The organism is Diplocloster hominis (genome assembly GCF_032380655.1).
Taxonomy (GTDB): Bacteria; Bacillota; Clostridia; order Lachnospirales; family Lachnospiraceae; genus Diplocloster; species Diplocloster hominis.
This window is the reverse complement of the sequence record NZ_JAWDIY010000003.1, coordinates 184,242-207,787: the sequence shown is the minus strand read 5'-3', so window position 1 is coordinate 207,787 and position 23,546 is coordinate 184,242. Positions and strand designations below refer to the sequence as shown.

Annotated in this window: 19 protein-coding genes; 17 read left to right on the top strand and 2 right to left on the bottom strand. The window is 49.0% G+C overall.

The window, feature by feature from the left end; translation table 11 throughout:
• The first annotated feature begins 179 nt into the window (after positions 1-179).
• The 6 genes from ABC831_RS04430 (at position 180) to ABC831_RS04405 (ending at position 8,155) form a co-directional block, all read left to right on the top strand.
• Positions 180-563 (top strand): hypothetical protein, encoded by a 384-nt coding sequence (locus ABC831_RS04430; protein ID WP_343247037.1) that lies wholly within the window; start codon positions 180-182, stop codon positions 561-563.
• Positions 496-1,191: a hypothetical protein gene (locus tag ABC831_RS04425; protein ID WP_343247036.1), complete on the top strand. Its 696-nt coding sequence runs from the start codon at positions 496-498 to the stop codon at positions 1,189-1,191. Before ABC831_RS04430 ends, ABC831_RS04425 begins: the two co-directional genes overlap by 68 nt.
• On the top strand, positions 1,136-1,450 hold the full coding sequence (locus tag ABC831_RS04420; RefSeq protein ID WP_343247035.1) for a hypothetical protein: 315 nt from the start codon (positions 1,136-1,138) through the stop codon (positions 1,448-1,450). The genes ABC831_RS04425 and ABC831_RS04420 overlap by 56 nt, the downstream gene beginning before the upstream one ends.
• A 169-nt stretch (positions 1,451-1,619) precedes the next feature.
• Positions 1,620-1,832 carry a DUF6199 family natural product biosynthesis protein gene (locus tag ABC831_RS04415; RefSeq protein WP_343247034.1) on the top strand — a complete coding sequence of 71 codons (213 nt, stop codon included), beginning with the start codon at positions 1,620-1,622 and terminating at the stop codon, positions 1,830-1,832.
• Between the two features lie 177 nt (positions 1,833-2,009).
• Positions 2,010-6,566 carry a glutamate synthase large subunit gene (gene gltB / locus ABC831_RS04410; protein ID WP_343247033.1) on the top strand — a complete coding sequence of 1,519 codons (4,557 nt, stop codon included), beginning with the start codon at positions 2,010-2,012 and terminating at the stop codon, positions 6,564-6,566.
• Between the two features lie 11 nt (positions 6,567-6,577).
• Positions 6,578-8,155, top strand: coding sequence for a glutamate synthase subunit beta (locus tag ABC831_RS04405; RefSeq protein WP_343247032.1), 1,578 nt, complete (start codon positions 6,578-6,580; stop codon positions 8,153-8,155).
• Between the two features lie 201 nt (positions 8,156-8,356).
• Here ABC831_RS04405 and ABC831_RS04400 read toward each other — a convergent pair whose 3' ends face one another.
• Positions 8,357-9,430 (bottom strand): hypothetical protein, encoded by a 1,074-nt coding sequence (locus ABC831_RS04400; RefSeq protein ID WP_343247031.1) that lies wholly within the window; start codon positions 9,428-9,430, stop codon positions 8,357-8,359.
• Positions 9,431-9,815: 385 nt separating this feature from the next.
• On the opposite strand from ABC831_RS04400, the gene ABC831_RS04395 reads away from it, so the two are divergent.
• The 5 genes from ABC831_RS04395 to ABC831_RS04375 all read left to right on the top strand — a co-directional run bounded on the left by ABC831_RS04395 (position 9,816) and on the right by ABC831_RS04375 (position 16,567).
• Positions 9,816-10,880 carry an ABC transporter substrate-binding protein gene (locus tag ABC831_RS04395; protein ID WP_343247030.1) on the top strand — a complete coding sequence of 355 codons (1,065 nt, stop codon included), beginning with the start codon at positions 9,816-9,818 and terminating at the stop codon, positions 10,878-10,880.
• A 95-nt stretch (positions 10,881-10,975) separates the two neighbouring features.
• Positions 10,976-12,052 (top strand): ABC transporter ATP-binding protein, encoded by a 1,077-nt coding sequence (locus ABC831_RS04390; protein ID WP_343247029.1) that lies wholly within the window; start codon positions 10,976-10,978, stop codon positions 12,050-12,052.
• Between the two features lie 23 nt (positions 12,053-12,075).
• On the top strand, positions 12,076-13,761 hold the full coding sequence (locus ABC831_RS04385; RefSeq protein WP_343247028.1) for an ABC transporter permease: 1,686 nt from the start codon (positions 12,076-12,078) through the stop codon (positions 13,759-13,761).
• A gap of 186 nt (positions 13,762-13,947) precedes the next feature.
• Positions 13,948-15,696 (top strand): sensor histidine kinase, encoded by a 1,749-nt coding sequence (locus tag ABC831_RS04380; RefSeq protein WP_343247027.1) that lies wholly within the window; start codon positions 13,948-13,950, stop codon positions 15,694-15,696.
• Between the two features lie 64 nt (positions 15,697-15,760).
• Complete coding sequence (locus tag ABC831_RS04375; RefSeq protein ID WP_343247026.1) at positions 15,761-16,567, top strand: response regulator transcription factor; 807 nt, start codon at positions 15,761-15,763, stop codon at positions 16,565-16,567.
• A 65-nt stretch (positions 16,568-16,632) separates the two neighbouring features.
• On the opposite strand, the gene ABC831_RS04370 is transcribed toward ABC831_RS04375, so the two are convergent.
• The gene (locus tag ABC831_RS04370; protein WP_343247025.1) at positions 16,633-17,427 is read right to left on the bottom strand and encodes an inositol monophosphatase family protein; all 795 of its coding nucleotides are present in this window, start codon (positions 17,425-17,427) and stop codon (positions 16,633-16,635) included.
• A 357-nt stretch (positions 17,428-17,784) separates the two neighbouring features.
• Between ABC831_RS04370 and ABC831_RS04365 the strand changes: the two genes are divergently transcribed.
• The 6 genes from ABC831_RS04365 to ABC831_RS04340 all read left to right on the top strand — a co-directional run bounded on the left by ABC831_RS04365 (position 17,785) and on the right by ABC831_RS04340 (position 23,545).
• Positions 17,785-18,717 (top strand): Rpn family recombination-promoting nuclease/putative transposase, encoded by a 933-nt coding sequence (locus ABC831_RS04365; protein WP_343247024.1) that lies wholly within the window; start codon positions 17,785-17,787, stop codon positions 18,715-18,717.
• Positions 18,718-18,893: 176 nt separating this feature from the next.
• The gene (rpsB, locus tag ABC831_RS04360; RefSeq protein WP_343247023.1) at positions 18,894-19,670 is read left to right on the top strand and encodes a 30S ribosomal protein S2; all 777 of its coding nucleotides are present in this window, start codon (positions 18,894-18,896) and stop codon (positions 19,668-19,670) included.
• Positions 19,670-20,590: a translation elongation factor Ts gene (tsf, locus tag ABC831_RS04355; protein ID WP_343247022.1), complete on the top strand. Its 921-nt coding sequence runs from the start codon at positions 19,670-19,672 to the stop codon at positions 20,588-20,590. The genes rpsB and tsf overlap by 1 nt, the downstream gene beginning before the upstream one ends.
• A gap of 561 nt (positions 20,591-21,151) precedes the next feature.
• Complete coding sequence (locus ABC831_RS04350; RefSeq protein WP_343247021.1) at positions 21,152-21,361, top strand: hypothetical protein; 210 nt, start codon at positions 21,152-21,154, stop codon at positions 21,359-21,361.
• A complete protein-coding gene (locus ABC831_RS04345; RefSeq protein WP_343247020.1) occupies positions 21,348-21,524 on the top strand; it encodes a hypothetical protein in 177 nt (58 codons plus the stop codon). The genes ABC831_RS04350 and ABC831_RS04345 overlap by 14 nt, the downstream gene beginning before the upstream one ends.
• A gap of 440 nt (positions 21,525-21,964) precedes the next feature.
• Positions 21,965-23,545 carry an InlB B-repeat-containing protein gene (locus ABC831_RS04340; RefSeq protein WP_343247019.1) on the top strand — a complete coding sequence of 527 codons (1,581 nt, stop codon included), beginning with the start codon at positions 21,965-21,967 and terminating at the stop codon, positions 23,543-23,545.
• The last annotated feature ends 1 nt before the right edge of the window (position 23,546 follow it).

The window sequence follows — 23,546 nt, the reverse complement described above, 5'->3', positions numbered from 1 at the left end:
GATGATTTGGGATATCCGGGTGGAATAAGGGCCTCCGGTTCCGGGGCGCTTCCCGGCCCTTAGTAATTATAATATATTTAAAGCATAATCCCTAAAGGAAAAAGGTGGTGTATCGAAAGTGGTTGTGTTACAGTCCAGTTAATGATATTTTGACTGTTTGTGTACTGGGCGGTTAGTATTTGCGGAAAATGGGGGATATGTTTGTAGAGACGAGAAAGTATACTAGAATCCGGTTGGAAGGTACTGATTTATTGAAGAGGCTTGGCGTGATTTATTCGCAGATTGTCAATGATCTGCTGATGAAAGTGGATGACGGGAATGGTAATTATCCACGGGGGTTTTTGCATACATCTACGACGCCTTTGTCTGTGCCGAATTATTATGATCAGATGTGGTCCAGAGACGTGGGGAGGGGGATTCAGGAGCTGGTGGAATGCGGTCTGATCGAGGACGCCAGGAGCGTGGTTGAGTGTGTGTTTGGTTACGATAATAGTTTTGGAAATCATTTTGGCCGGGACTTACGGGGCCATGATCGCAGCGCTTTCGTTTCGGGAAATGGCTGATGTCTGCAAGGACCAGGAACGAAATCTTTGGCTTGGCGGCTTGGCTGACCGATTTAGGGAAGCGTTGCTTGGGCGGCTTTTATCCCGGGGGAGCGGGGGGGATCAGAAAACGAAGACGCCTGCAGGGGTGTGGCTGAACGGGATCGATGAGCGGACCGGGCTGGCGGCTGAGACCGGCGATTTTGGCCCGGAATTTGATATTTCGAAATGGACGAGGCAGCTGCCGTTTATCTTGGATTATGACTGGATGGACGGGCCTTTTGATGAGGTACGGCTTGCGGAGGTGAACCGGAGTTCCTATGAGTATATCAAACGGGAAATGTGCAAAGGATACTTTTTCAGGAAATATGGTTTTGTCAGTAATACCTGCTTTGGAGGGATGGGGGGCAGACATGATGATACCATGGCGGGTTATGGGCAGAATTATTTTACACAGGCGGCTCTGCTGCAGGGAGATGTGAATGTGTACACCAAATGCCTGGACGGGATCGCCAGGCTGGCCTATGATGGTGATATCGTAGAGCCTTTGACTATGGACCTGAATCCCTGGGTGATGCACGAATGCTTTACTTATGAAAATTATGAGACGGGGCGGGATCATTACGGATTACCCTGTTGTAAAGGATGATGGGAGCGTACACAGAATTTCGTATGTATTTTGCCTGGACAGATGGAAAAATCGTTACCGGCTCCAGGTATCCGGCGCAGCCGGTTTCAAGACGGTTGTGTTTCGGATCGGACCGCTTCCGAACGTGTTGTGCAATGAGCGGGAACTGAGTGGGGAGTGGCGGATCGAAAGGAATTATTCGGCTTGTTTTGCATCGAAGTGTGTGGAGCATTCGGGAAAGGACTGCTTGGAGGTGACGCTTGTAAATGAGATAAAATAATAAAATAATAAATGTAAGGCTGGTTATAGGAATATTCGTCCTTGTGTGGTAGAATAGAATGGATCTTCGGGTGGACGTTATGGGACTTTATGCAAAATTCTTGTTTATGTTATGTAACCTGTAATCAACGGGGATTCATTCATTTTTCTTCTGTAGGGGGGAGCCATATATGTTCTGGTCAGTATTTGGCGGTATATTATTAGCAGCTTTTGGGGTTTTTATTTTTATCAAACCGGAAGTGTTATGGAAATTAACAGAACAGTGGAAGTCCTATCGGGCAGACGAACCGTCGGATCTTTACCGTATCAGTACAAAATTTGGCGGAGTCATGTTTGGAATTCTTGGAATTGCAATGGCATTGCTCCCGCTGATTCTGGAATAAAGCTGTGATCATGTGCTTGTAACAGAGAAAGTTAGAGATAAAATAATCTGAAAATTTTAGAGTTGATAGAAAATAGTCAGATAATCTGAAAATTCTTCAAAAATTTTCTATTTACAATCAAAAAAAATTGTTGTATAGTGGGAGACAAATTAAAAAGGGATAGCCGGAAAGGGGTATATGATGCGGTACGAACAAGCGGTGGGATACACAGCGAACGGCCTGTACGATCCCAAATACGAACATGACAACTGCGGAATCGGAGCGGTGGTGAACATTAAGGGGGCCAAAAGCCACGGGACAGTGGAACAGGCGCTGAAGATTGTAGAAAATTTAGAACATAGAGCGGGCAAAGATGCCGAAGGTAAGACAGGCGACGGAGTTGGAATTCTTTTACAGATTTCCCACAAATTCTTCGTTAAAGCGGTCAAACCTCTCGGCATCTTTTTAAATGGGGAAAAAGAGTACGGGATCGGTATGTTTTTCTTCCCTCAGGAGGAGCGCAAACGCAATCAGGCAAAGAAGATGTTTGAGATCATAGTGGAAAAGGAAGGCATGGAATTCCTTGGCTGGCGGGAGGTTCCCACAAGCCCCGGAGTTCTGGGACATAAGGCGGTGGAGTGCATGCCCTGTATCCTGCAGGGCTTTGTGAAGAAACCGGAGAATGTGGAAAAGGGTCTGGACTTTGACAGACGCCTTTACGTGGTACGCAGGGTTTTTGAACAGAGCAATGAGGATACGTATGTGGTATCTCTCTCCAGCCGGACCATCGTATATAAGGGGATGTTCCTGGTGGGGCAGCTGCGGCTGTTCTTTGGGGATCTGCAGTGCAGGGATTATGAATCTGCCATCGCCATCGTTCATTCCAGGTTCAGTACGAACACGAATCCCAGCTGGGAGAGAGCGCATCCGAACCGTTATATTGTGCACAACGGGGAGATCAATACCATAAAGGGAAATGCGGATAAAATGCTGGCCAGGGAAGAAACCATGGAATCCGGTTATCTGAAAAGCGAGCTGCACAAGGTACTGCCGGTGGTGAATACGGCGGGATCTGACTCGGCCATGTTGGATAATACACTGGAATTTCTGGTTATGAGCGGTATGGAACTGCCGCTGGCTGTTATGATTACGATCCCCGAACCCTGGGCGAATCATAGGGCCATGAGCCAGAACAAGAGAGATTTTTACCAGTATTACGCGACTATGATGGAACCCTGGGACGGGCCGGCTTCGATCCTGTTCTCGGATGGGGATATTATGGGAGCGGTGCTGGACCGGAACGGCCTGCGTCCTTCCAGATACTATATCTGCGATGATGACACGCTGATCCTGTCCTCCGAGGTGGGGGTGCTGGATCTGGACCCGTCGCATATTCTGGTCAAGGAGCGCCTGCATCCGGGGAAAATGCTTCTGGTGGACACGGTGGCCCAAAAAGTGATATCGGACGATGAGCTGAAGGAGCGGTATGCGAACCGGCAGCCTTACGGAGAATGGCTGGACCGGAATCTGGTGGAGCTTAAGAATCTGAGAATCCCGAACCAAAGAGTGCCGGAATATACACAGGAGGAACGTTCCAGGTTACAGAAAGCTTTTGGCTATAGCTACGAGGAGCTGAAGACCTCGATTCTGCAGATGGCCCGCAATGGGGCGGAAGGAATCGCCGCTATGGGTGCGGACACACCGCTGCCGGTCCTGTCGAACCAGCCCCAGCCCCTGTATAACTACTTCAAACAGCTGTTCGCCCAGGTGACGAATCCTCCCATCGACGCGATCCGGGAGGAGATCGTTACCAGCACTACGGTCTACATCGGAGAGGACGGAAATCTGCTGGAAGAAAAGGCAGCCAACTGTCATGTGCTGAAAGTGAACAATCCGATTCTGACCAACACGGATCTGCTGAAAATCAAAAATATGCAGGTGGAAGGCTTCCGGGTCGAAGTGATCCCGATCACCTACTATACCAATACCAGGCTGGAGCGGGCGATTGAGCGCCTGTTTGTGGAAGTGGACCGGGCGTACCGGGACGGAGCGAACATCCTGATCCTCTCCGACCGGGGCCTGGACGAAAATCATGTGGCGATCCCGTCCCTGCTGGCGGTGTCCGCGCTCCAGCAGCATCTGGTCAAGACGAAAAAGCGTACATCGGTGGCTATGATCCTGGAGAGCGGCGAACCCAGGGAAGTTCATCATTTCGCAACACTTCTGGGCTATGGCGCATGTGCCATCAATCCGTATCTGGCCCAGGAAAGCGTCCGGCAGCTGATCGATGAGAAAATGCTGGATAAAGACTATTACGCGGCCGTTACGGATTATAATAATGCGGTCCTGCACGGGATTGTGAAGATCGCCTCGAAAATGGGGATTTCCACGATCCAGTCCTATCAGGGCTCCCAGATCTTTGAGGCCGTCGGCATCGACGGAAGCGTGATTGATAAATATTTTACCGGTACGACCAGCCGGATCGGCGGAATCACCCTGGAGGATATCCAAAGAGAAGTGACAGAGCTTCACGACTCCGCCTTTGATCCGCTGGGGCTGGCTGTGGATCTGACTCTGGACAGCATCGGGCGCCATAAAGCCAGAAGCGGCGGGGAGGAGCACCTGTATAATCCCAGGACCATCCATCTTCTGCAGGAAGCCGCGAAACGGGAAGATTACGGGATGTTTAAAGAATACACTTCACTGATTAACGCCCAGTCCAATACCGGTACGCTGCGGGGACTGATGGATTTTCATTATCCGAAAAAGGGCGTGCCCATCGAAGAGGTGGAGCCGGTGGAATCCATCGTGCGCCGGTTCAAGACAGGGGCCATGAGCTACGGCTCTATTTCCCAGGAAGCCCATGAGACACTGGCTGTCGCCATGAACCGCCTGCATGGAAAGTCAAACAGCGGCGAAGGCGGAGAGAGCCTGGAGCGTCTGACCATAGGCCCGGACGGTGAAAACCGCTGTTCAGCCATTAAACAGGTGGCGTCCGGACGATTCGGAGTCACCAGCCGCTATCTGGTCAGCGCCCGGGAGATCCAGATCAAGATGGCCCAGGGAGCGAAGCCCGGTGAGGGCGGACATCTGCCCGGGGCCAAGGTATATCCGTGGGTGGCGAAGACCAGGCATTCCACGCCCGGCGTCGGCCTGATCTCACCGCCGCCTCACCACGATATCTATTCCATCGAGGATCTGGCCCAGCTGATCTATGATTTAAAGAATGCCAACAAGGACGCCAGAATCTCCGTGAAGCTGGTATCCGAGGCGGGAGTCGGAACCGTGGCGGCCGGTGTGGCCAAAGCGGGTGCCCAGGTAATCCTGGTATCCGGTTATGACGGCGGTACGGGAGCCGCCCCCAGAAGTTCCATCCACAATGCGGGGCTGCCCTGGGAGCTGGGCGTGGCGGAGACACACCAGACCCTGATCCGAAACGGCCTTCGGAACAAAGTCGTGATCGAGACCGACGGAAAGCTGATGAGCGGCCGGGATGTGGCCATAGCTGCCATGCTGGGAGCCGAGGAGTTCGGCTTTGCCACCGCGCCGCTGGTAACCATGGGCTGCGTGATGATGCGCGTCTGTCATCTGGACACCTGCCCGGTGGGTATCGCCACCCAGAATCCTAAACTGCGCAAGCGTTTCCGGGGGAAACCGGAATACGTGATCAATTTTATGCGCTTTATTGCCCAGGAGCTCAGGGAATACATGGCGAAGCTGGGTGTGCGGACGGTGGATGAGCTGGTAGGCCGGAGCGATCTTCTCTGTAAAAAAGAAGGGCCGCTATCCGAAAAGGCCTCCAAAGTAGACCTGTCCGGGATTCTGGATAATCCTTTTGCGAGAGACGGCCAAAAACATGCTTTTGATCCCAGGCAGGTCTATGACTTCCATCTGGAAGAAACGGCAGATGCAAAAATATTGCTTAAGAAATTAAAACCGGCGCTGGCAGACAGGCAAAAACGAAGCATCGAGGTGGATGTCACCAACGTCAACCGGACCTTTGGAACGATGTTCGGCGCTGAGATCACCAGAATGTACCAGGATACCCTTGAGGAGGATACCTTTACGGTTAAGTGCAAAGGTTCCGGCGGACAGAGCTTCGGTGCGTTTATTCCCAGGGGCCTGACCCTGGAACTCATCGGCGACAGCAACGACTATTTTGGAAAAGGGCTGTCCGGCGGAAAGCTGATCGTCTACCCTCCCCGGGGAGTCAAATTTGCCCAGGATGAAAATATCATCATCGGAAACGTGGCCCTCTACGGAGCCACCAGCGGAAAAGCCTACATTAACGGCGTAGCCGGCGAGCGGTTCTGCGTCCGCAATTCCGGGGCCAGCGCGGTAGTGGAAGGCGTGGGTGACCACGGCTGTGAATACATGACCGGGGGCCGGGCCGTAGTCCTTGGCAAGACCGGGAAAAACTTCGCGGCCGGCATGAGCGGCGGCATCGCCTATGTACTGGATGAGGACAGTGATCTCTATAAAAACCTGAACAAAGAAATGGTATCTGTGAGTGAAATCACATCCAAATACGACGTACTGGAATTAAAGGATATGATCCGGGAACATGTGGCATACACCAATTCAGAAAAGGGCAAAAAAATACTGGCCGACTTTGGAACCTATCTGCCCAAATTCAAAAAGATCATCCCTTACGACTATAACCGGATGCTGCTCACTATCGTACAGATGGAAGAAAAGGGCTTAAGCAGTGAACAGGCAGCCATCGAAGCTTTTTACGCAAACCAGAATAAATAGGAGGACGGATCATGGGAAAACCTACCGGTTTTATGGAATATAAAAGAGAAGTGAGCGGCGTGCAGGACCCCAAAAGCCGTATCGGGAATTTCGATGAATTCCACACACCGCTCTCCGAGGAGAAACAGCGGCAGCAGGGGGCCAGATGTATGGCCTGCGGCGTACCCTTCTGTCAGTCAGGCGTGGTCTTAAACGGAATGGTAACAGGATGTCCCCTGCACAACCTGATCCCCGAGTGGAACGATCTGGTCTACACCGGAAACTGGGAGCAGGCCTACAGGCGTCTGAAGAAAACCAACAATTTCCCGGAATTCACAGCCCGGGTCTGCCCGGCTCCCTGTGAGGCCGCCTGCACCTGCGGCCTGAATGACACTCCGGTGGCCATCAAAGAAAACGAATACGGGATCATAGAACACGCTTACTCAGCCGGCTATGCCGCCGCAAATCCCCCCAAGGTGCGCACCGGCAAAAAAGTAGCCGTGATCGGCAGCGGTCCCGCCGGACTAGCCGCCGCGGACCAGCTAAACAAAAGAGGCCATCTGGTAACCGTATTCGAACGCAGCGACCGTGTGGGAGGCCTGCTGATGTACGGCATCCCCAACATGAAGCTGGATAAAAAGATCATCGAGCGCAAAATAAAGATCATGCAGGAAGAAGGCGTGGAATTCATAACCAACGCCAATGTCGGAGCCGGCCGCGAGCCGACAGATAAGAATACTTCACAAAGTTCAGATACCAAAAACGTCAAAATCAAATCTGCCAACGAGAAAACCAAAAATCTAGCGGCATCCGACATATTAAAAGAATACGACCGGGTCATCCTGGCCTGCGGCGCCTCAAACCCCCGGGACCTGAATGTACCCGGCCGGGACGCCAAAGGCATCTATTTTGCCGTAGACTACCTGAAATCCACCACAAAAAGCCTGTTGGATTCCGGCCTGACCGACGGCCAATACATCTCGGCCAAAGGAAAAAACGTCATGGTCATCGGCGGCGGAGACACCGGCAACGACTGTGTAGGCACAGCCATCCGCCACGGCGCCCGCTCCGTAATCCAGTTAGAAATGATGCCCAAACTACCGGATGAGCGGTCCGGGGACAATACCTGGCCCGAGTGGCCGAAAACCTGTAAAACCGATTACGGCCAGGAAGAGGCCATCGCCCAATATGGCCGCGACCCCAGAATCTACCAGACCACGGTAAAAGAATTCCTGAAAGACAAGAGCGGAAACGTCTGCAAAGCCAGACTAATCAGCCTGGAACCCCAAAAAGACGAGAAAACAGGCCGCACAACCATGTCAGAAGTCCCTGGAAGCGAGACCCTTAAGGACGTAGACCTGGTCCTCATCGCAGCGGGCTTCCTGGGTGCCCAGAAAACCATCGCCGACGCCTTCCAGGTAAAACGAAACGACCGCGCCAACGTGGACACCGCTCCCGGAAAATACCAAACCAACATAGAAAACGTATTCACCGCCGGCGACATGCACCGGGGCCAGTCCCTGGTAGTCTGGGCGATCCGGGAAGGCCGTGAGGCAGCCCGGGAAGTTGACGAAAGCCTCATGGGCTATACCAACCTCTATGTTCAGTAGACAACCGACCCGCGGGCCAGGCTGTCCCGCACAAAAGACAGGTGATGCAAAACCCATCATACAGACATAAGAATCCCCAGATCCGAAGAGGCAAGAACCTTTAAGCTTCGGGACACAACGCGCCATCCGGCCCACACGTGTCCCGAACCCGCAAGGTTCCTGCCTCTTCTGCCGCATACGCTCCGGCCCTATCGAAACAACCTAATTCTGCAGCACAGAAATCGCCTCCGGGTAGTTCCCCAGCAGAGCATCCGAAAAAGCATTCGTCTCAATCCTCGGCAGCCAGATCCCATTGGTCTGGGACATAGGCAGGGAAGTCTCGATCGTTACGGAAGTCATACTTTCCTCCAGGAGATTCAAAAGCAGGTCGGAGGACTTTATCAGGAATTCCTCATCTGTCAGCTTCAGGAGAGCGGGATCATTTTTCAGGGTGTTTAGCTGGTCTTTGTAAGCAGTGAAGAGCTGGGGCAGGTCTGCGGTGGTCAGATTCAAAGAGAGGTTGACCAGGGCGGAGGTGTCGGTCTGTTCACAGGAGAGGATCTGATAGTCCAGGTTCTTGTGGATCTGGGCTGCGTAGGCCAGGTCCTGGGAGGAAGCCTGCGGCTCCTGGTCTGTGAAGAAATGGCGGATGGACAGGTATTGGCGGAGCGTTTCCGGGTCCATTTGCTTTAAGCGGTCCAGGTAGGCCTGGGCCATGGCGGATGGAGAGGCGAGGCCTGAGTTTTCGATACTGGTGATCAGACCTCCGGTGAGCTGATCCAGGGCGGTGGAAGGGGACTCATAGGTCCAGCCGTCCTCGCTTCGGACCAGGGACAGGGTGATCCGGCGGGTCTGGGACCCGGAACAGGAGTCCAGGATGTCGGACAGGATGCCGGTACAGTCCAGGGCAGCTGCCTGTCCCATTGGCCCTGCGCTGATATAGCGGTTCAGGACCTCTGAACGGTAGGTTTCCATTAGCTGCTCCATGTTGCGGGTGGTCAGTTTTATAGTAACCTCTGCTTTTTCCCCGGTGATCTGCGAAGCCTGGATCTGATAATCGTAATTTTCCAGGAGACGGGAAGCCAGGATTCCGTTGTCATAGTCCAGGAACTGAAGGGTTTTGTCCGGGTCCAGCTGGTGTATGGTATTCAGGAGTTCCCCGCCTGTTTCAGGATGTTTGAGGGCTTCCAGTTGTTCTTTGATCTGAGCCCCGGGATTGTGCAGGGCACATCCGGACAGGCAGAGGGTCAGGCAGAATGCGGCGAGCAGCAGCGGCAGTCGGTAACGGCATTTCATATGTAGTTGAGAACCTCCTCTTCCATTTGATCGGTTACATTTCCAATGGTACGATTCCGCTTCTAGGTGGAATTGCTCCATGTATTGCGGATTACTATAGCATACGGAAAAATGGAAAACAAGAAAAGCGGGGGGGATTTTGTCGAGGGGGTAAAATGTTTTTTCGAGCGCTGCTATTTTTTAAAGTGTGCGATTCTGCAACCCTATTTTGCCGATTTGTCTTATTGCGAAATGCACAATGAAACTATAATATTAACGTAAATAGTAAATAAAGTGACAGACAAAAAATGATGAAAGGAGAAGCGGGATTAAAATTTTATAGAAAGAGCTGCTTAGACACTATTAAAAAAAGTAAAAGTGAACAGAGATTAAAGGGGGATTATTCATGAAAAGAAAATTAGCAGTTTTATTAACGGTTACCTTGTGTATAGGCCTTCTGGCCGGCTGCGGTTCCAAGAAAGAAGAAGCACCCGCCGGTTCGTCCGGGACGGGGGATTCCAAGGAAGCGCCTGCGGCGGAGCCGGAAGAGACGAAGAGCATGACACTTTACTATTCTAACTCCACAGACTGGGCAGATCCGATCATACAGGAATTCGAGGACCAGACGGGCATTAAGGTGGATCTGGTTCAGGATGGAACTTCTTCCCTGTTCGCGCGTATAAAAGCGGAAGCGGGCAACCCCCAGGCGGATGTGGTATGGGGCGGCGTCATCGATACCTATCGCGCGAATCAGGATATGCTTCAGCAGTATACCTCATCCAATGTGGATTCCTTAAAAGACGCGGCAAAAGATGCCAACGGCTACTATACCGGATTCGATATGGGCCCTATGGTTATGATCTATAACACGGAGCTGGTGGACGCAGCCGGCGCGCCGACTTCCTGGGCAGACCTGCTGGATGAGAAATATAAAGGCCAGATCGCCTGCGCGGACCCGACCTCCGCATCCTCTTCTTTTGCCTGTATGATGTCCATTATTCTGGCTTACGGAACGGATGACGGCAAAGGTTATGAATTTATCGAAAAATTAGTGGATAATCTGGATGGAAAAATCCTGGATTCCTCTTCCGGCGTATATAAGGGAGTGGCTGATGGGGAATACATGGTCGGATTGACCTATGAGGAAGCGGCGCTGCGCTATATCCAGTCAGGTGCTAATATCGCCATCGTATATCCCAGCGAGGGGACTTCTTCCAGCCCTTCCGGCATGGCGGTTGTAAAGGATTGCCAGAATCTGAAAAACGCGCAGAAATTTATCGACTATCTGAGCAGCAAAGAGGTTCAGGAGCAATTGGGCGACTTAAACCGCCGCTCGGTACGTACCGACGTCTCAGATCCGGACACCATGGAAGCGTGGGATAAAATCACTTTCGTGAATATGGATATCGACTGGACCTCCAGCCATACCCAGGAGTTCAACGATAAATGGAATGATTTGATCTCCCGTTAACTGCGGAAGCGATTCGGATAAACCAGGAGGAAGGATGAGAATGCAGCAAAAGCCATCCTTCCTCCTTTAAAATGAAGAGATGGAGGAAGAGGATTATGAGCAGTCAAAGGGTGAAGATCGACGGAGCGACGAAGGTATATGGAGACTTCAAAGCTTGTGACCATATCAGTCTAGACATTAAGGAAGGGGAATTTTTTACGCTGCTGGGACCATCTGGCTGCGGAAAGACGACGCTTTTGCGCATGATCGCGGGATTTAATCCGATTGATGAAGGAAAAATATATTTCAATGACAAAGAAATCAATCATATTCCGGCGGATAAAAGAAATATCGGCATGGTATTTCAGAACTATGCCATATTTCCCCACATGACCGTTCAGGGAAATGTAGAATACGGCCTGAAGGCCCGGAAGATCAAAGGGAAAGAGCTGACGGACCGTGCCATGGAAGCCATGAAGATGATGCAGATCGATAATCTGAAGGACCGGATGCCCAGCCAGCTCTCCGGCGGCCAGCAGCAGCGTGTGGCTCTGGCCAGAGCAGTGGTCATCCACCCGGATGTGCTGCTGATGGACGAACCGCTGTGCAATCTGGACGCCAAACTTCGTGTGACCATGCGTACCAGTATCAAGAAAATCCAAAAGCAGCTGAACATTACCACCATATATGTCACCCATGACCAGGAGGAGGCGTTATCCATATCGGACCGGATCGCCATTATCCATGACGGACAGGTGGAACAGCTGGGTGAACCGATGGAGATCTATACCAAACCGGCGAATATGTTTGTGGCGAACTTTATCGGAACCTCCTGTTTCCTGGACGGGGAAGCAAGCGGCGGTGTCGTGAAGATCCTGGGAGTGAAACAGCTGGAACTGAATATCGACAGGGAATATGAAGGAAAGGTAAAGGTGTCCGTCCGCCCCGAATACGTCCATCTGGGCGCCGCGAAGGAGGGGGAGATTCAGGGAACCATTACCATGAGCACCTTCCTTGGGGATTTTATGAACTATGAGATCCAGATTGATAACGGCCCATTGATTGAAGTCAACGAGTACACGGATGAGATGGATATTTCCCGGAAAATGAATGACCGGGTAAGCCTGGAACTGATGTCCGGAAGGATCTGTGTGTTTGACGCGGAGACGGAAAATACAATCATGCGCGATTGACGGCGGTTGAAAGGAGGGGCGTTATGAAAGAAAATACAAAACCCAAAAAGAAGATTTATGAGAAGCTTCACATGGACCGATTTAATTTCTGGACGATTATGAGTCTGCTGATTCTGATCCTGTGCCTGATCTTTATAGTCTATCCGTTCCTGAAGCTGATTGTCCAGAGCTTTCAGAATCCGGATACCAACGCGTTTACCATGAGCAATTACCTGAAGTTTTTCCAGAAGAAATACTATCAGGAAGCGCTGGGGCACAGCCTTTTGATCAGTACGGTGGTGACGGTTCTGGCTACCCTGCTGGGGGTGCCGCTGGCATATATCGGGTCCCGCTTTAATCTGTACTGGAAAAGGCTGATCAATGTAATGGTGGTTCTCTCCATGCTGTCACCGCCGTTTATCGGCGCTTACGCCTGGATCACCCTGCTGGGCCGCGCGGGATTTATCACAAAACTGCTGTCGATGATCGGAATCGAAATGGGAGAGATCTATGGATTTAAAGGGATCGTCCTGGTATTTACACTGAAACTCTATCCCATGGTGTACCTCTATGTGTCGGGTGCGCTGGGGAGTATCGATTCCTCCCTGGAGGAGGCCAGTGAGAATCTGGGGATCTCCGGAATCCGCAGGATTCTGAAGATTACATTTCCGGTCATCCTGCCGACCATCTTGTCATCGGCACTGATGGTGTTCATGACGGCCCTGGCTGACTTCGGTACACCTAGGCTGATCGGGGAAGGCTACAGCACGCTGCCGGTTATCATTTACAAGGAATTCCTGAATGAGGTGGGGACGGACACGGGCTTTGCCAGCGCCTTGAGCGTTATTATCATCATCATTGCCCTGGTGGTACTCTTCGTCCAGAAGCGGTTCGTGGACAGAAAGAGTTATAATATGACCAGCCTTCGTCCGCCGGCGGTCATCGAGCTGACCCGGGGGAAAAAGCTTCTGGCGACGGCTGTGGTATTCTTCGTATCCTTCCTCTCGGTATTGCCGCAGATCACGGTTACGATCCAATCCTTCTTAAAGACCAACGGCCCGCTGTTCGTAGCCGGTTTCAGCCTGGACAGTTACCGGCAGGTGGCCAATAAGCTGGGACGCAGTATTACCAATACCTTTTTGTATTCCTTTATTGCGCTGGCCATCATTGTACTGCTGGGGCTGATCGGTTCCTACCTGATCGTCAGGCGGAAGAGTTTCGTATCCAATCTGATCGACATGCTGCTGATGTTCCCCTATGTCATCCCCGGAGCAGTTCTCGGTATCTGTCTGACGGTGGCCTTTAACCAGGGGGCGATCGTACTGACCGGAACTATGTGGGCGATTATTATCTCCTTTGTCATACGAAAGCTGCCTTATACCATGAGGTCCAGTGTGGGTATCCTCTACCAGATAGATAATTCGGTGGAGGAAGCATCCATAAGCCTGGGCGTACCGGCCATGAAAACATTCTTTAAGACGACGGTGCATCTGATGCTGCCCGGCCTGATGTCGGGGGCGGTCTTAAGCCTGATCAGCGTAATGAATACATTGAGCGCCACGCTGATTTTGTATACAGGAAAGACGATTACGATTTCTGTGGCAATCTTTAACTGTGTCAATAATGACGCGTACGGACAGGCGGCGGCGCTGTCGACCATCCTGACTTTGGCTACGGTGGTGTGTCTGCTGATCTTTAATAAAGTGTCCGGCGGAAAGAGCGTGGTCTGAAAAATAGCCGCTCAGTGCTCATAGCAAAAAAGATAGATAGGAAATTGAGGAAATAGAAAGTTATGGGGGGATTGCTCTGTCCTCATGACTTTCTTTTCCATATATTTTCAGGTAAAATAGGACATAACGTGGAGAAAGGGAACAAAGTCCTATAGGTGCAAAAAAACGCACACGTGGAGGGAACAAATGCTGAAAAAGATTTCAGAGAGTTATTTCTGCCGTATATTTTCTGCCTTTTTCGTATCGTGTCTGGTATTTGCGGTGATCCTGAGCGGTATCATCAGCTTCGCTTTCTATCGTATCTATCTATCCAACTTAAGGCAGCAGAGCATAGGCACCGCCGAAAAAGTCCGTAATGCAATCGACAATGAAATCGAGAATTATAAAGAGGTGATCCATAATCTGACCGAGGACGAAGAAGTCAGGGCCTTTTTTACAGATCCGGATTCAGAAAATGCAAATACCGTACTGCGCTCTCTCTACATATTAAAAAACGGCAATAATCAGAAAGCTGCTATCAGCATCGTAAAATTGAATCCGACCCAGTGGCTGTCCACCTCCGAACAGGTGATGAAATCCACGCACGCCTCATTTGAAAACTGGGGCGTATTCCGAAAGGCAAATGAGAGAGAGGATGTGTCGGTCTATGCCATCGCCCGGGATGCCATGCTCAATGAAGAGGATCGGATCTGTATGGCCAAAGCCTATCGGGATGAAAAGGATCAGGTGCTGGGATATGTACTAGTGGAGATCCCCAGAAGCACCATCGATGCGATTGTAAACGAGTATGCGGAACAGTATAAAACGATGTTTATGATACTGAATCGCAGCGGCGCTATTATTTATCATACCTCCGGGCTGGATTATGAGGGGCTGGGCAAATCAGATGAATACGGATTCGGTAATAACTGGAACGACAGGACGACCGGAATCATCGACGATACCTTTGCCTACAGCAGAAGTGACGCCTACGGCCTTTTCTATATTAAGGAAATGCCGTCCGATGTGATGAACAAGATAATGAATGCCATCTTAAAGGCAATGATACCGGGCCTGATGATTATAGCGGTACTGGGCTTAGGTGTCTCCGGCATGCTGGCCCGGTCCATATCTGCGCCGATACAAAGAATCCGGGAATCCATGGCCCGGGTCAAGCATGGGGATCTGAGCGCCAGGGTGATCGTAGACCGGAAGGATGAGATCGGGCAGCTGGGGGACTCGTTTAATTCCATGACGGAACAGATCGGGGAACTGATGGCCAACATTGATGAAGAAAAGCACAGCCTTTGGATCGCTGAGACCCGTTCCCTAAGTCTGCAGATGAATCCGCATTTCCTGTACAACACGCTGGATCTGATCAAATGGAACGCAAAATTAAACCGGACCAGTGAAATCTCAGATATTACCGTGCAGCTGGGACGCCTTCTGCGGCGGGTGATGAATACGAAAGCCGATCTGGTAACCGTTTCTTATGAAATGGAGATCGTAAAGTCTTTTCTGGAGATTCAAAAAAAACATTATGGGGAACGCCTTCATATGGAAGCAGAGCTGCAAAACGGCATGGATGAGGAGCTCATTCCCAAGCTGATCTTACAGCCCATGGTAGAGAATGCGATCGTGCACGGATTCTCCGGGAAGTCGGGGGAGTGCCGCATTCGTCTGACCGGCCGGATGGAAGGAGAGTATCTCATTTTCAATGTGGAAGATAACGGGAACGGGATGGAGCAGGAGACACTGGATACCCTGCTGGCTTTCCGGCAGGAAGGAACCCATCATATCGGTCTGAACAATATACAAAGAAGAGCCAGGTTATACGGAGATGACAGCTGCGGTATATCCGCGGACAGTATCCCCGGGGAGGGAACCTATATTACTCTGCGGATTAAACATATGGATAAGGAAAAACCATCTGCTGCGGATGAAAAGAATGAATGAGGATTTGCCGATTTGCTGTAAAGTATGCCGATATGTGCAGGATTACGCACGCATGGAGGGAAAAATGATAAAAGTTTTGCTAGTAGAGGACGAGGATCTGATCCGCCAGGGGCTTAAACTGACCACCACCTGGTCGGATTTTGGGTGTGAGATTATCGGGGAGGCGGCTGACGGCCAGGAGGGCCGGGAGATGATTCTCAGATTGAAGCCGGATCTTGTTATAACTGATATAAAAATGCCAAAACTAAATGGGCTGGAAATGATCGAGAGCCTGCAGGATGAGATATCCTGTGAATATATTATTCTATCCGGCTATGACGAGTTTGCCTTTGCCAAAAGGGCCATGCGAATGGGTGTGCGGGGCTATCTGCTGAAACCGATCGACGATAAGGAACTGGAGGAGGTCCTGTCCGGTACCATCAAAAGCATCAGGGAGAAACAGGCCGTGTATAAAAGCCTGTCGGAAAAGCTGGGCAAGGAATTCACGGAAGAACAAAGGGCCGTTGATTTCGGAAACCTCCAGGATAAATATCTGGCCCGTGCATGCGAGATCATACACAAACGCTATCAGGAGGATCTTACGCTAAAGAACGTGGCCGATGAACTGAATATCAGCGACAGCTATTTGGGGAAATTGTTCAAAACGAAAACCAGTTATACGTTCCTGGAAGTGTTAACCCTGTACCGGATCAAGGGAGCGGTGGATCTCCTTAAGAACTCCGATCTGAAGGTGTATGAGATCGCCTATGCGATCGGTTATGGCGACGCCAAATATTTCAGCAAGGTTTTCCGAAAAATCGTGGGGATAAAACCTATGGAGTTTAAGAACGGATATCAATTAACCCAGAATCATATTCTGAATAGGCTATAGGCGGAACCTTATGGAGCGGCTATGCCGCGATCCCGCCCGAATGGACATGCATTCAGGAAACCGGATTAATTTGGAAAAAGTATAGGGTGGATGAGATCTAATGTTTGCTGCAGTCCGGTTTCTGTGGAAGCCAGGAGGGAGGTTTTGGCTTTTAGAGCCAGAGGACGGCCCTGAAGATCGGTGAATACGCCCCCGGCTTCTGTCAGAATCAGAGCAGCAGCGGCATAGTCCCAGGTGGAGAGAAGGTGGGATATGTAAGCGACACAGCGGTTACAGGCCACGTAGCAGATACCAAGGGCGGCGGAACCGATATCACGGATGTCCATGGAGTGATAGGAGAGCGCTTCGCTTACTGCGAATGCGGGTTTGCGAAGCTCGGGATTGTAGGGGGCAATATCGATATTCACTACGCCTTCATTCAGAGGACGGTTGCGGACGCGGAGGGGAAAACCGTTCAGATAGCTGCCGCAGCCGCGGCGGGCACAGAAAAGTTCATCGCGGAAGGGATTATAGACGACTCCGATTTCCATGGTGCCGTGCAGGGAGAGACCTACACAGATTCCGCTGCACATGAATTCACAGATGAAATTCGTGGTTCCGTCTATGGGATCGATGATAAAGGTGTAACCGCTACTGATTTTATGAGAGGAAAAACCATCCTCTTCCCCTAAGAAGGTGGCTTCGGGCAGCATCCGTGTGAGTTCAGCTACCAGATATTTTTGAACTTTGGAGTCGTATTTTGTTACGTAGTTGGCGGCTCCTTCTTTGGCCTTGATTTCTTTATCAGCGGCGGCAGACAGGACGATATTCCCAGCCTGACGTACGATATCACAGATCTGGTCCAGTAATTGATCTGACATTTGTAATCCCCCTTTTTCCTATTGCGGTTCTGATCTATATTTCCTATATACATAAAGTATAACAAGGAGAGCAAGGGGGAGCAAGGAGACAAAGCCGCATTATACGTGGGTAGAATGGCTGACATGTATTGATGGCTGTTCCGCATTGCATATATGTTAAGATATTAAGATGCATTTAAAGGATGTATAAGGGTGCGATAAGGATGCATCAAAAGTTAAGAAGTATCTTGTGAGGGGTACACTTTTATGGTATAGTTATTGTCATCGAACCGGGTTCTTCCGGTCGTATTATATCAGGCGTTTCGCCAATTAATTCCAAATGCTGAAACAAGAAATCGCAAAAAGGAGAAGATGCTTATGGCAGAAGTGGCAGTACAAGAAGAAAAGGTGCAGGTATCTACTGTAAAGAGTGAGCGTTTGGCGATCCCGGAGGGATTGGTTTTAACGCTTAAGAATGATGTGGTATTCCGAAATGTTTTCCGCAAATGCAGAAAAGGGTTGAAAGGATTGCTGGGTGCATTGCTGGAGATTTCTCCGGAACAGATTGTTGACCTGGAAGTGATCGACGGTCATTTGGAACAGGACTATGATGAGGATAAGGAAGGGATACTGGACCTGAGACTTATGTGTGCCCATAAAAAACAGATTAATATCGAGATGCAGTTATACCATGTGGGATACTGGGTGGACCGGTCGATGTTCTATAACTGTAAAATGCTGGTGAATTCAGTGAAAAAGGGGGAACTTTACGGGACGATGAAACACTGTGTCCATGTTGGAATTCTGGATTTTGATTTGTTCCCGGAACAAAGAGAGTTTTACTCGGTACATAAGATAATCAATGTGTGCACAGGCAGGTTATATAGTGACAAGCTGGCCTTTCATGTGATAGAATTAAAGAAATTGGAGCGGGCGACGGATGCGGAAAAGAATGAGGAAGTGTACCGCTGGGCAAAGCTGATATCAGCCCGAAGTCTACAGGAGATGCGGGCGGTAGCACAAGGGGATGAATATATGAAAGAGACAGTGGATACGTTTGAAGATTTTGAATTAGATGACGCGGAGCGCTACCGGGCATTCCGGAGAGAAATGGCGATTATGGACCATAAATCCGGACTGGATGGGGCTTATGAGGAAGGCATAGAAAAAGGCATAGAAAAAGGCCTACAGGTTATGATCTCCACTTTAAAAGAGATCGGCTTATCCAGAGAAGATGTGAAAGCTAAGATTAGAAATAAATTTTCCTGGACAGATATGAAAACAGATGAGATTCTGGAAAAGTACTGGTAGAACGAAGCGGAGCGGCAGCTTGAGTGAAAAAAGTCCTTGCACACCTGGTACCGTTGTGCTATAATTCTAAAGGCAAATTAGACACGTATGCGGATTTTCCGGATGGTGCCGGCTTACACTTACCGGTTCCGGAAATTGGAAGCATATGGATGATCAAACCAAATGGAGGTAAAAACATGAGTGTAATTTCTATGAAACAGCTGTTAGAAGCAGGTGTTCACTTCGGACACCAGACCAGAAGATGGAACCCCAAAATGGCGGAGTACATTTACACCGAGAGAAACGGCATCTACATCATCGACCTGCAGAAATCAGTGGGAATGGTAGACACTGCATATCAGGCAGTAGCCGACATCGTAGCGAACGGCGGAACGATCCTGTTCGTGGGAACCAAGAAACAGGCCCAGGATGCGATCAAGACAGAAGCAGACCGCTGCGGTATGTTTTATGTAAACGAAAGATGGTTAGGCGGTATGCTGACGAACTTCAAGACCATCAGAAGCCGTATCGACAGACTGAAATCGATCGAAACCATGGAAGAAGACGGAACATTCGACGTCCTTCCGAAGAAAGAAGTAATCGCTCTTAAGAAAGAGCAGGAAAAATTAGAGAGAAACTTAGGCGGAATTAAAAATATGAACCGTCTTCCCGATGCAATCTTCGTCGTAGATCCGAAAAAAGAGAGAATCTGCGTACAGGAAGCTCACACTCTGGGTATTCCGCTGATCGGTATCGCTGATACCAACTGTGATCCGGAAGAACTGGATTATGTAATCCCTGGTAACGATGATGCAATCCGCGCTGTAAAACTGATCGTTTCTAAGATGGCAGACGCTGTTATCGAAGGAAACCAGGGCGTACAGGATTATGCGGAAGAACTGGAAGGGGACTATTCCGAGGAATATTTTGAGGAAGCACCCGCAGTAGAAATGGCCGAGGAGGTACAAGCATAATGGCTATCACAGCAGCAATGGTAAAAGAGTTAAGAGAGATCACCGGAGTCGGCATGATGGATTGTAAAAAAGCCCTTGCTGAGACCAACGGTGATATGGACGCAGCGGTTGAGTTCTTAAGAAAGAACGGCCAGGCAAAAGCAGAGAAGAAAGCCGGCAGAATCGCAGCGGAAGGTATTGTTAAGACAGTTATCAAAGATGATAAATTCGCAGCAATCGTAGAAGTAAACTCTGAGACAGACTTCGTTGCAAAGAACGAGCAGTTCCAGGAGTTTGTAACAGACGTTGCAGATCAGATCTTAAACGGCAGTGCGATCAATGTAGAAGAGCTGTTAAAAGAAGCAAGCATAAAAGATGCTTCCAAGACGGTGAACGATCAGCTGGTAGAGAAGATCGCCACGATCGGAGAGAAATTAAGCATCCGCAGATTTGAAAAAATCGACGCGTCCAACGGCTGCGTGGTATCCTATATCCATGGCGGTGGCAGAATCGGTGTTTTGGTTCAGGCTGATACCGACACGGTAAATGACGCGGTGAAAGAGATTATGATGAATGTTGCTATGCAGGTAGCGGCAATGTCTCCGAAATATGTGTCCAGAGATGAGGTATCTCAGGAATACCTGGATCATGAGAAAGAGATCCTGCTGGCTCAGGCGAAAAATGAGAACCCGGATAAGCCGGAGAATATCATTGAGAAAATGATCATCGGACGTCTGAACAAAGAATTAAAAGAAGTCTGCCTGTTAGACCAGATTTATGTAAAAGACGGCGACCTGACTGTTGGTAAATATGTAGAGCAGGCTGCAAAAGCGGCCGGCGCTTCCATGAGCATCAAGAAATTCATTCGTTTCGAGACCGGTGAAGGACTGGAAAAGAAGGAAGAGAATTTTGCTGAGGAAGTAGCAAAACAGATGCAATGATAACTTTATACAGATAAGCGTGCGAAAACGCCGGAAAACCTAGAGTTTCCGGCGTTTTTTCATGTTTTCGCGGGTGATGTAATTGATCGTAAAATATCGTAAATTTTCGCGGAAAATTTGGTAAGAATTTGGTACGAAAATTGGTAAAATTTTTTACCAAACCTCTTAATGCAAAGTTTTCTTCTTACTTGAAATAGGGACTGAAAAATGTATCTTGTTTTATGTAATAAGGACCTAAGTAAGAACCTAAGTATTCGAACGATAAAATTCTTCTCTGATTCATAAGTAATATATATTCTGGGGGCTGATAACTAAATCAGCTCTTTTTAAATTATTAAAATAATCAAGAAAACTAACAGCTGATCATCTTCGAGACGATCAGCTATCTTATTGCCTTCAATAAAAGGCAAGGGAGTATTTACGAAAAGAATCCAATACTACCCGAACCAAGCAGCGTCCAATCGTGGCTTATGTTTACAAATTCAATGAAGAATGTCAGGCATACGTGTGCTGCGAATCCCTGGCAAACTAAGTTTTTACTAAATACGGAGGTAACATCGAATGACAGCAAGGTTTACAGAAGGTGAAAGTGAAGTTTACGAGGAGATCATGCAGGAGCCGGCGTATTACCGCAAACCGATTATACAGTATATGACCTGCAAAGGATGTCCGTATCATCCAAGGGATGGTAATCCGTGTCTGTTTTGTATGGAAAAGATTCTGAAAGGAGGAACTGGACGTGATCAAACAGAACCAGATGGAACCGGATGATATTTTTATGAGGATACGGGAGAAAGCAAATGAGTTGAAGAGACACAGAAAAGCAGATTTAGCGGCAGAAATGACAAGCCGTATCTTGAGATGCGGCAGTTATGAAGAGGCCTTTAAAATTTTAAACCAATATTCTTTAAAAATAGAAAATCAGAATCAGTAGAATGCAGAAAGAGAATGATGTGTTAATAGGGATGAGTAAACAAATATAAAACACAGATAGGAAGGAGGTGATAAGAGATGCAGGCTTGTATGAAAACTTTTAAACTACTAATTTTTATGTTCGCCATATGTGGCTGTCTTCTTATTAATAAAACGTACGCGGAAGCGGCTACAGATCTGGGGAACAGTGACTGTGGTCATTGGGACTGGCAGTATCTGGATGATGCCGGAAGACTGTATATCCATATAAAAAGTCCGGACCGAGATTTCGGAACTGCAACCCTGCAGGTATCAGGCCTTCAAGGCAAACAATTTTATTACAACAATTATCCATCACCTGTGTATCTAACTTTGTATGGGAATCCCTGCGGTTTGCGGCTGAATACAAATACTGCAGGTATTTTTCCTTACACCTTTTGCGCAGACTGTGGATCTCCTTATATGCAGGAGTTTACCGCGCCATTTTCCTGGACAATGCCGGCATATTATGAATTTGCTGCCCAGCCATATACAACAGATAATGCCGGAACCGTTACTCTGGATCGGTTTGTGAACCACAGAGACTTTGTTTGGAAAGGTTTCTATTTCATGAATCAAATCCCCAATGGTGGGAGTACACTGAACGCAAATTCCTTTCTGCTGAGTGCTTCTACGTTTTATGATCTGGGTGTTCGAACACGGTCTCCCAATGGTATAACGACTTATCCGTCACGTACCATTACTATAAATCTGCAAAAGAAATCTTATCCCCTGCAGGTTAATCCAAATGGAGGCAGTTGGGAAGGCAGTACCGGAGTCAGCACAAGGATCCAGCAATGGGGAACAACCAGAACCATCGGCAACCCGGTTCCTCCTTCTTCATTGTCGATTGTATGTAATGCGAACGGTGGAACCGGAGGAGGAACTTATGCTGCGGCCAGACGGTTCCAGGGGTGGAGTATTAGCGGCGCGGGCAGTTTAAATGGAAGCAGTTTTACTTATGGAACTGGAAATACGGTGCTAACCGCCACCTATCGCCCCGACACGATTCGGCTGCCATCGGCTTCAAAGACGGGCTACTTACTTCAGGGATGGTATACAGCCAGCAGCGGTGGAAGTAAAGCCGGAGATGCCGGATCCGCATGGCAGCCGGGACAGTCGTGTACTCTATACGCACATTGGAAGCCAATAACCTATACGGTTATCTATGATGGAAATGGAAATACCGGCGGAACTATGCCGAGCAGTACATTTACTTATGATATGGCGGAAAAATTATCGGCTAATCAGTATGTCCGTGACGGTTGTCGGTTTTTGGGATGGAATACAAATAAAAATGCTACGACTGCGCTATATACCGATGGGCAGACAATAAAAAATCTTACCTCTGTCCAGGGTACTACAATACGGCTATACGCAATTTGGGCTAAAGATCTGGTTTTGACGTATGATGCGAATGGTGGAAACGGAGCACCTGCCGCTCAGACAGTCACAGCATATAATACAGAGGATGTAACATTTATCATAAGTACAATACGGCCGGACAGAGACGGATATGAATTCCTGGGATGGAGCCTGGACCGGGATACGACTACCGGAGCCTATCAACCCGGTGAGCGTATCACATTGCAAACGGACCAAACACTATATGCTATCTGGTATCCGATTCTGAATATAGAGGCGGAGATTATAAGATATCTGGAACCCCATGACCCGATGTTCCAAAAAGGAGAAAAAGGAATCCTTAAAATTCATGTGTATGGTATGTGTGAGCGGGTGAAGGTAACCTTCCCTGATCTGTTCTTCGTGGAAGAGGATGATTTAAATGTAGCTCTATTGAATCAGGAATATTATCTGAATCCACAGATGCGTGAAGATCTGGAACAGGAATTTTATATTCCTCTGTTTTTAGAAAACGGTAATTATTCGGTACAGGTAACTGCTTATAAGGAAGGAATCACACGGCCGGAAGAAAAGACGGTTTATCCGGACTTTAAAGTTATGGGAACGATACTCGATGAATTACGGACCAGAATCAGATAAA

Excerpts from the sequence above, each read along its gene's own strand:
- ABC831_RS04420 (WP_343247035.1), top strand. The coding sequence starts at position 1,136 with ATGAAAATTATGAGACGGGGCGGGATCATTACGGATTACCCTGTTGTA.
- ABC831_RS04415 (WP_343247034.1), top strand. The coding sequence starts at position 1,620 with ATGTTCTGGTCAGTATTTGGCGGTATATTATTAGCAGCTTTTGGGGTT.
- gltB (WP_343247033.1), top strand. The coding sequence starts at position 2,010 with ATGATGCGGTACGAACAAGCGGTGGGATACACAGCGAACGGCCTGTAC.
- ABC831_RS04405 (WP_343247032.1), top strand. The coding sequence starts at position 6,578 with ATGGGAAAACCTACCGGTTTTATGGAATATAAAAGAGAAGTGAGCGGC.
- ABC831_RS04400 (WP_343247031.1), bottom strand. The coding sequence starts at position 9,430 with ATGAAATGCCGTTACCGACTGCCGCTGCTGCTCGCCGCATTCTGCCTG.
- ABC831_RS04395 (WP_343247030.1), top strand. The coding sequence starts at position 9,816 with ATGAAAAGAAAATTAGCAGTTTTATTAACGGTTACCTTGTGTATAGGC.
- ABC831_RS04390 (WP_343247029.1), top strand. The coding sequence starts at position 10,976 with ATGAGCAGTCAAAGGGTGAAGATCGACGGAGCGACGAAGGTATATGGA.
- ABC831_RS04385 (WP_343247028.1), top strand. The coding sequence starts at position 12,076 with ATGAAAGAAAATACAAAACCCAAAAAGAAGATTTATGAGAAGCTTCAC.
- ABC831_RS04380 (WP_343247027.1), top strand. The coding sequence starts at position 13,948 with ATGCTGAAAAAGATTTCAGAGAGTTATTTCTGCCGTATATTTTCTGCC.
- ABC831_RS04375 (WP_343247026.1), top strand. The coding sequence starts at position 15,761 with ATGATAAAAGTTTTGCTAGTAGAGGACGAGGATCTGATCCGCCAGGGG.
- ABC831_RS04370 (WP_343247025.1), bottom strand. The coding sequence starts at position 17,427 with ATGTCAGATCAATTACTGGACCAGATCTGTGATATCGTACGTCAGGCT.
- ABC831_RS04365 (WP_343247024.1), top strand. The coding sequence starts at position 17,785 with ATGGCAGAAGTGGCAGTACAAGAAGAAAAGGTGCAGGTATCTACTGTA.
- rpsB (WP_343247023.1), top strand. The coding sequence starts at position 18,894 with ATGAGTGTAATTTCTATGAAACAGCTGTTAGAAGCAGGTGTTCACTTC.
- tsf (WP_343247022.1), top strand. The coding sequence starts at position 19,670 with ATGGCTATCACAGCAGCAATGGTAAAAGAGTTAAGAGAGATCACCGGA.
- ABC831_RS04350 (WP_343247021.1), top strand. The coding sequence starts at position 21,152 with ATGACAGCAAGGTTTACAGAAGGTGAAAGTGAAGTTTACGAGGAGATC.
- ABC831_RS04345 (WP_343247020.1), top strand. The coding sequence starts at position 21,348 with ATGGAACCGGATGATATTTTTATGAGGATACGGGAGAAAGCAAATGAG.
- ABC831_RS04340 (WP_343247019.1), top strand. The coding sequence starts at position 21,965 with ATGCAGGAGTTTACCGCGCCATTTTCCTGGACAATGCCGGCATATTAT.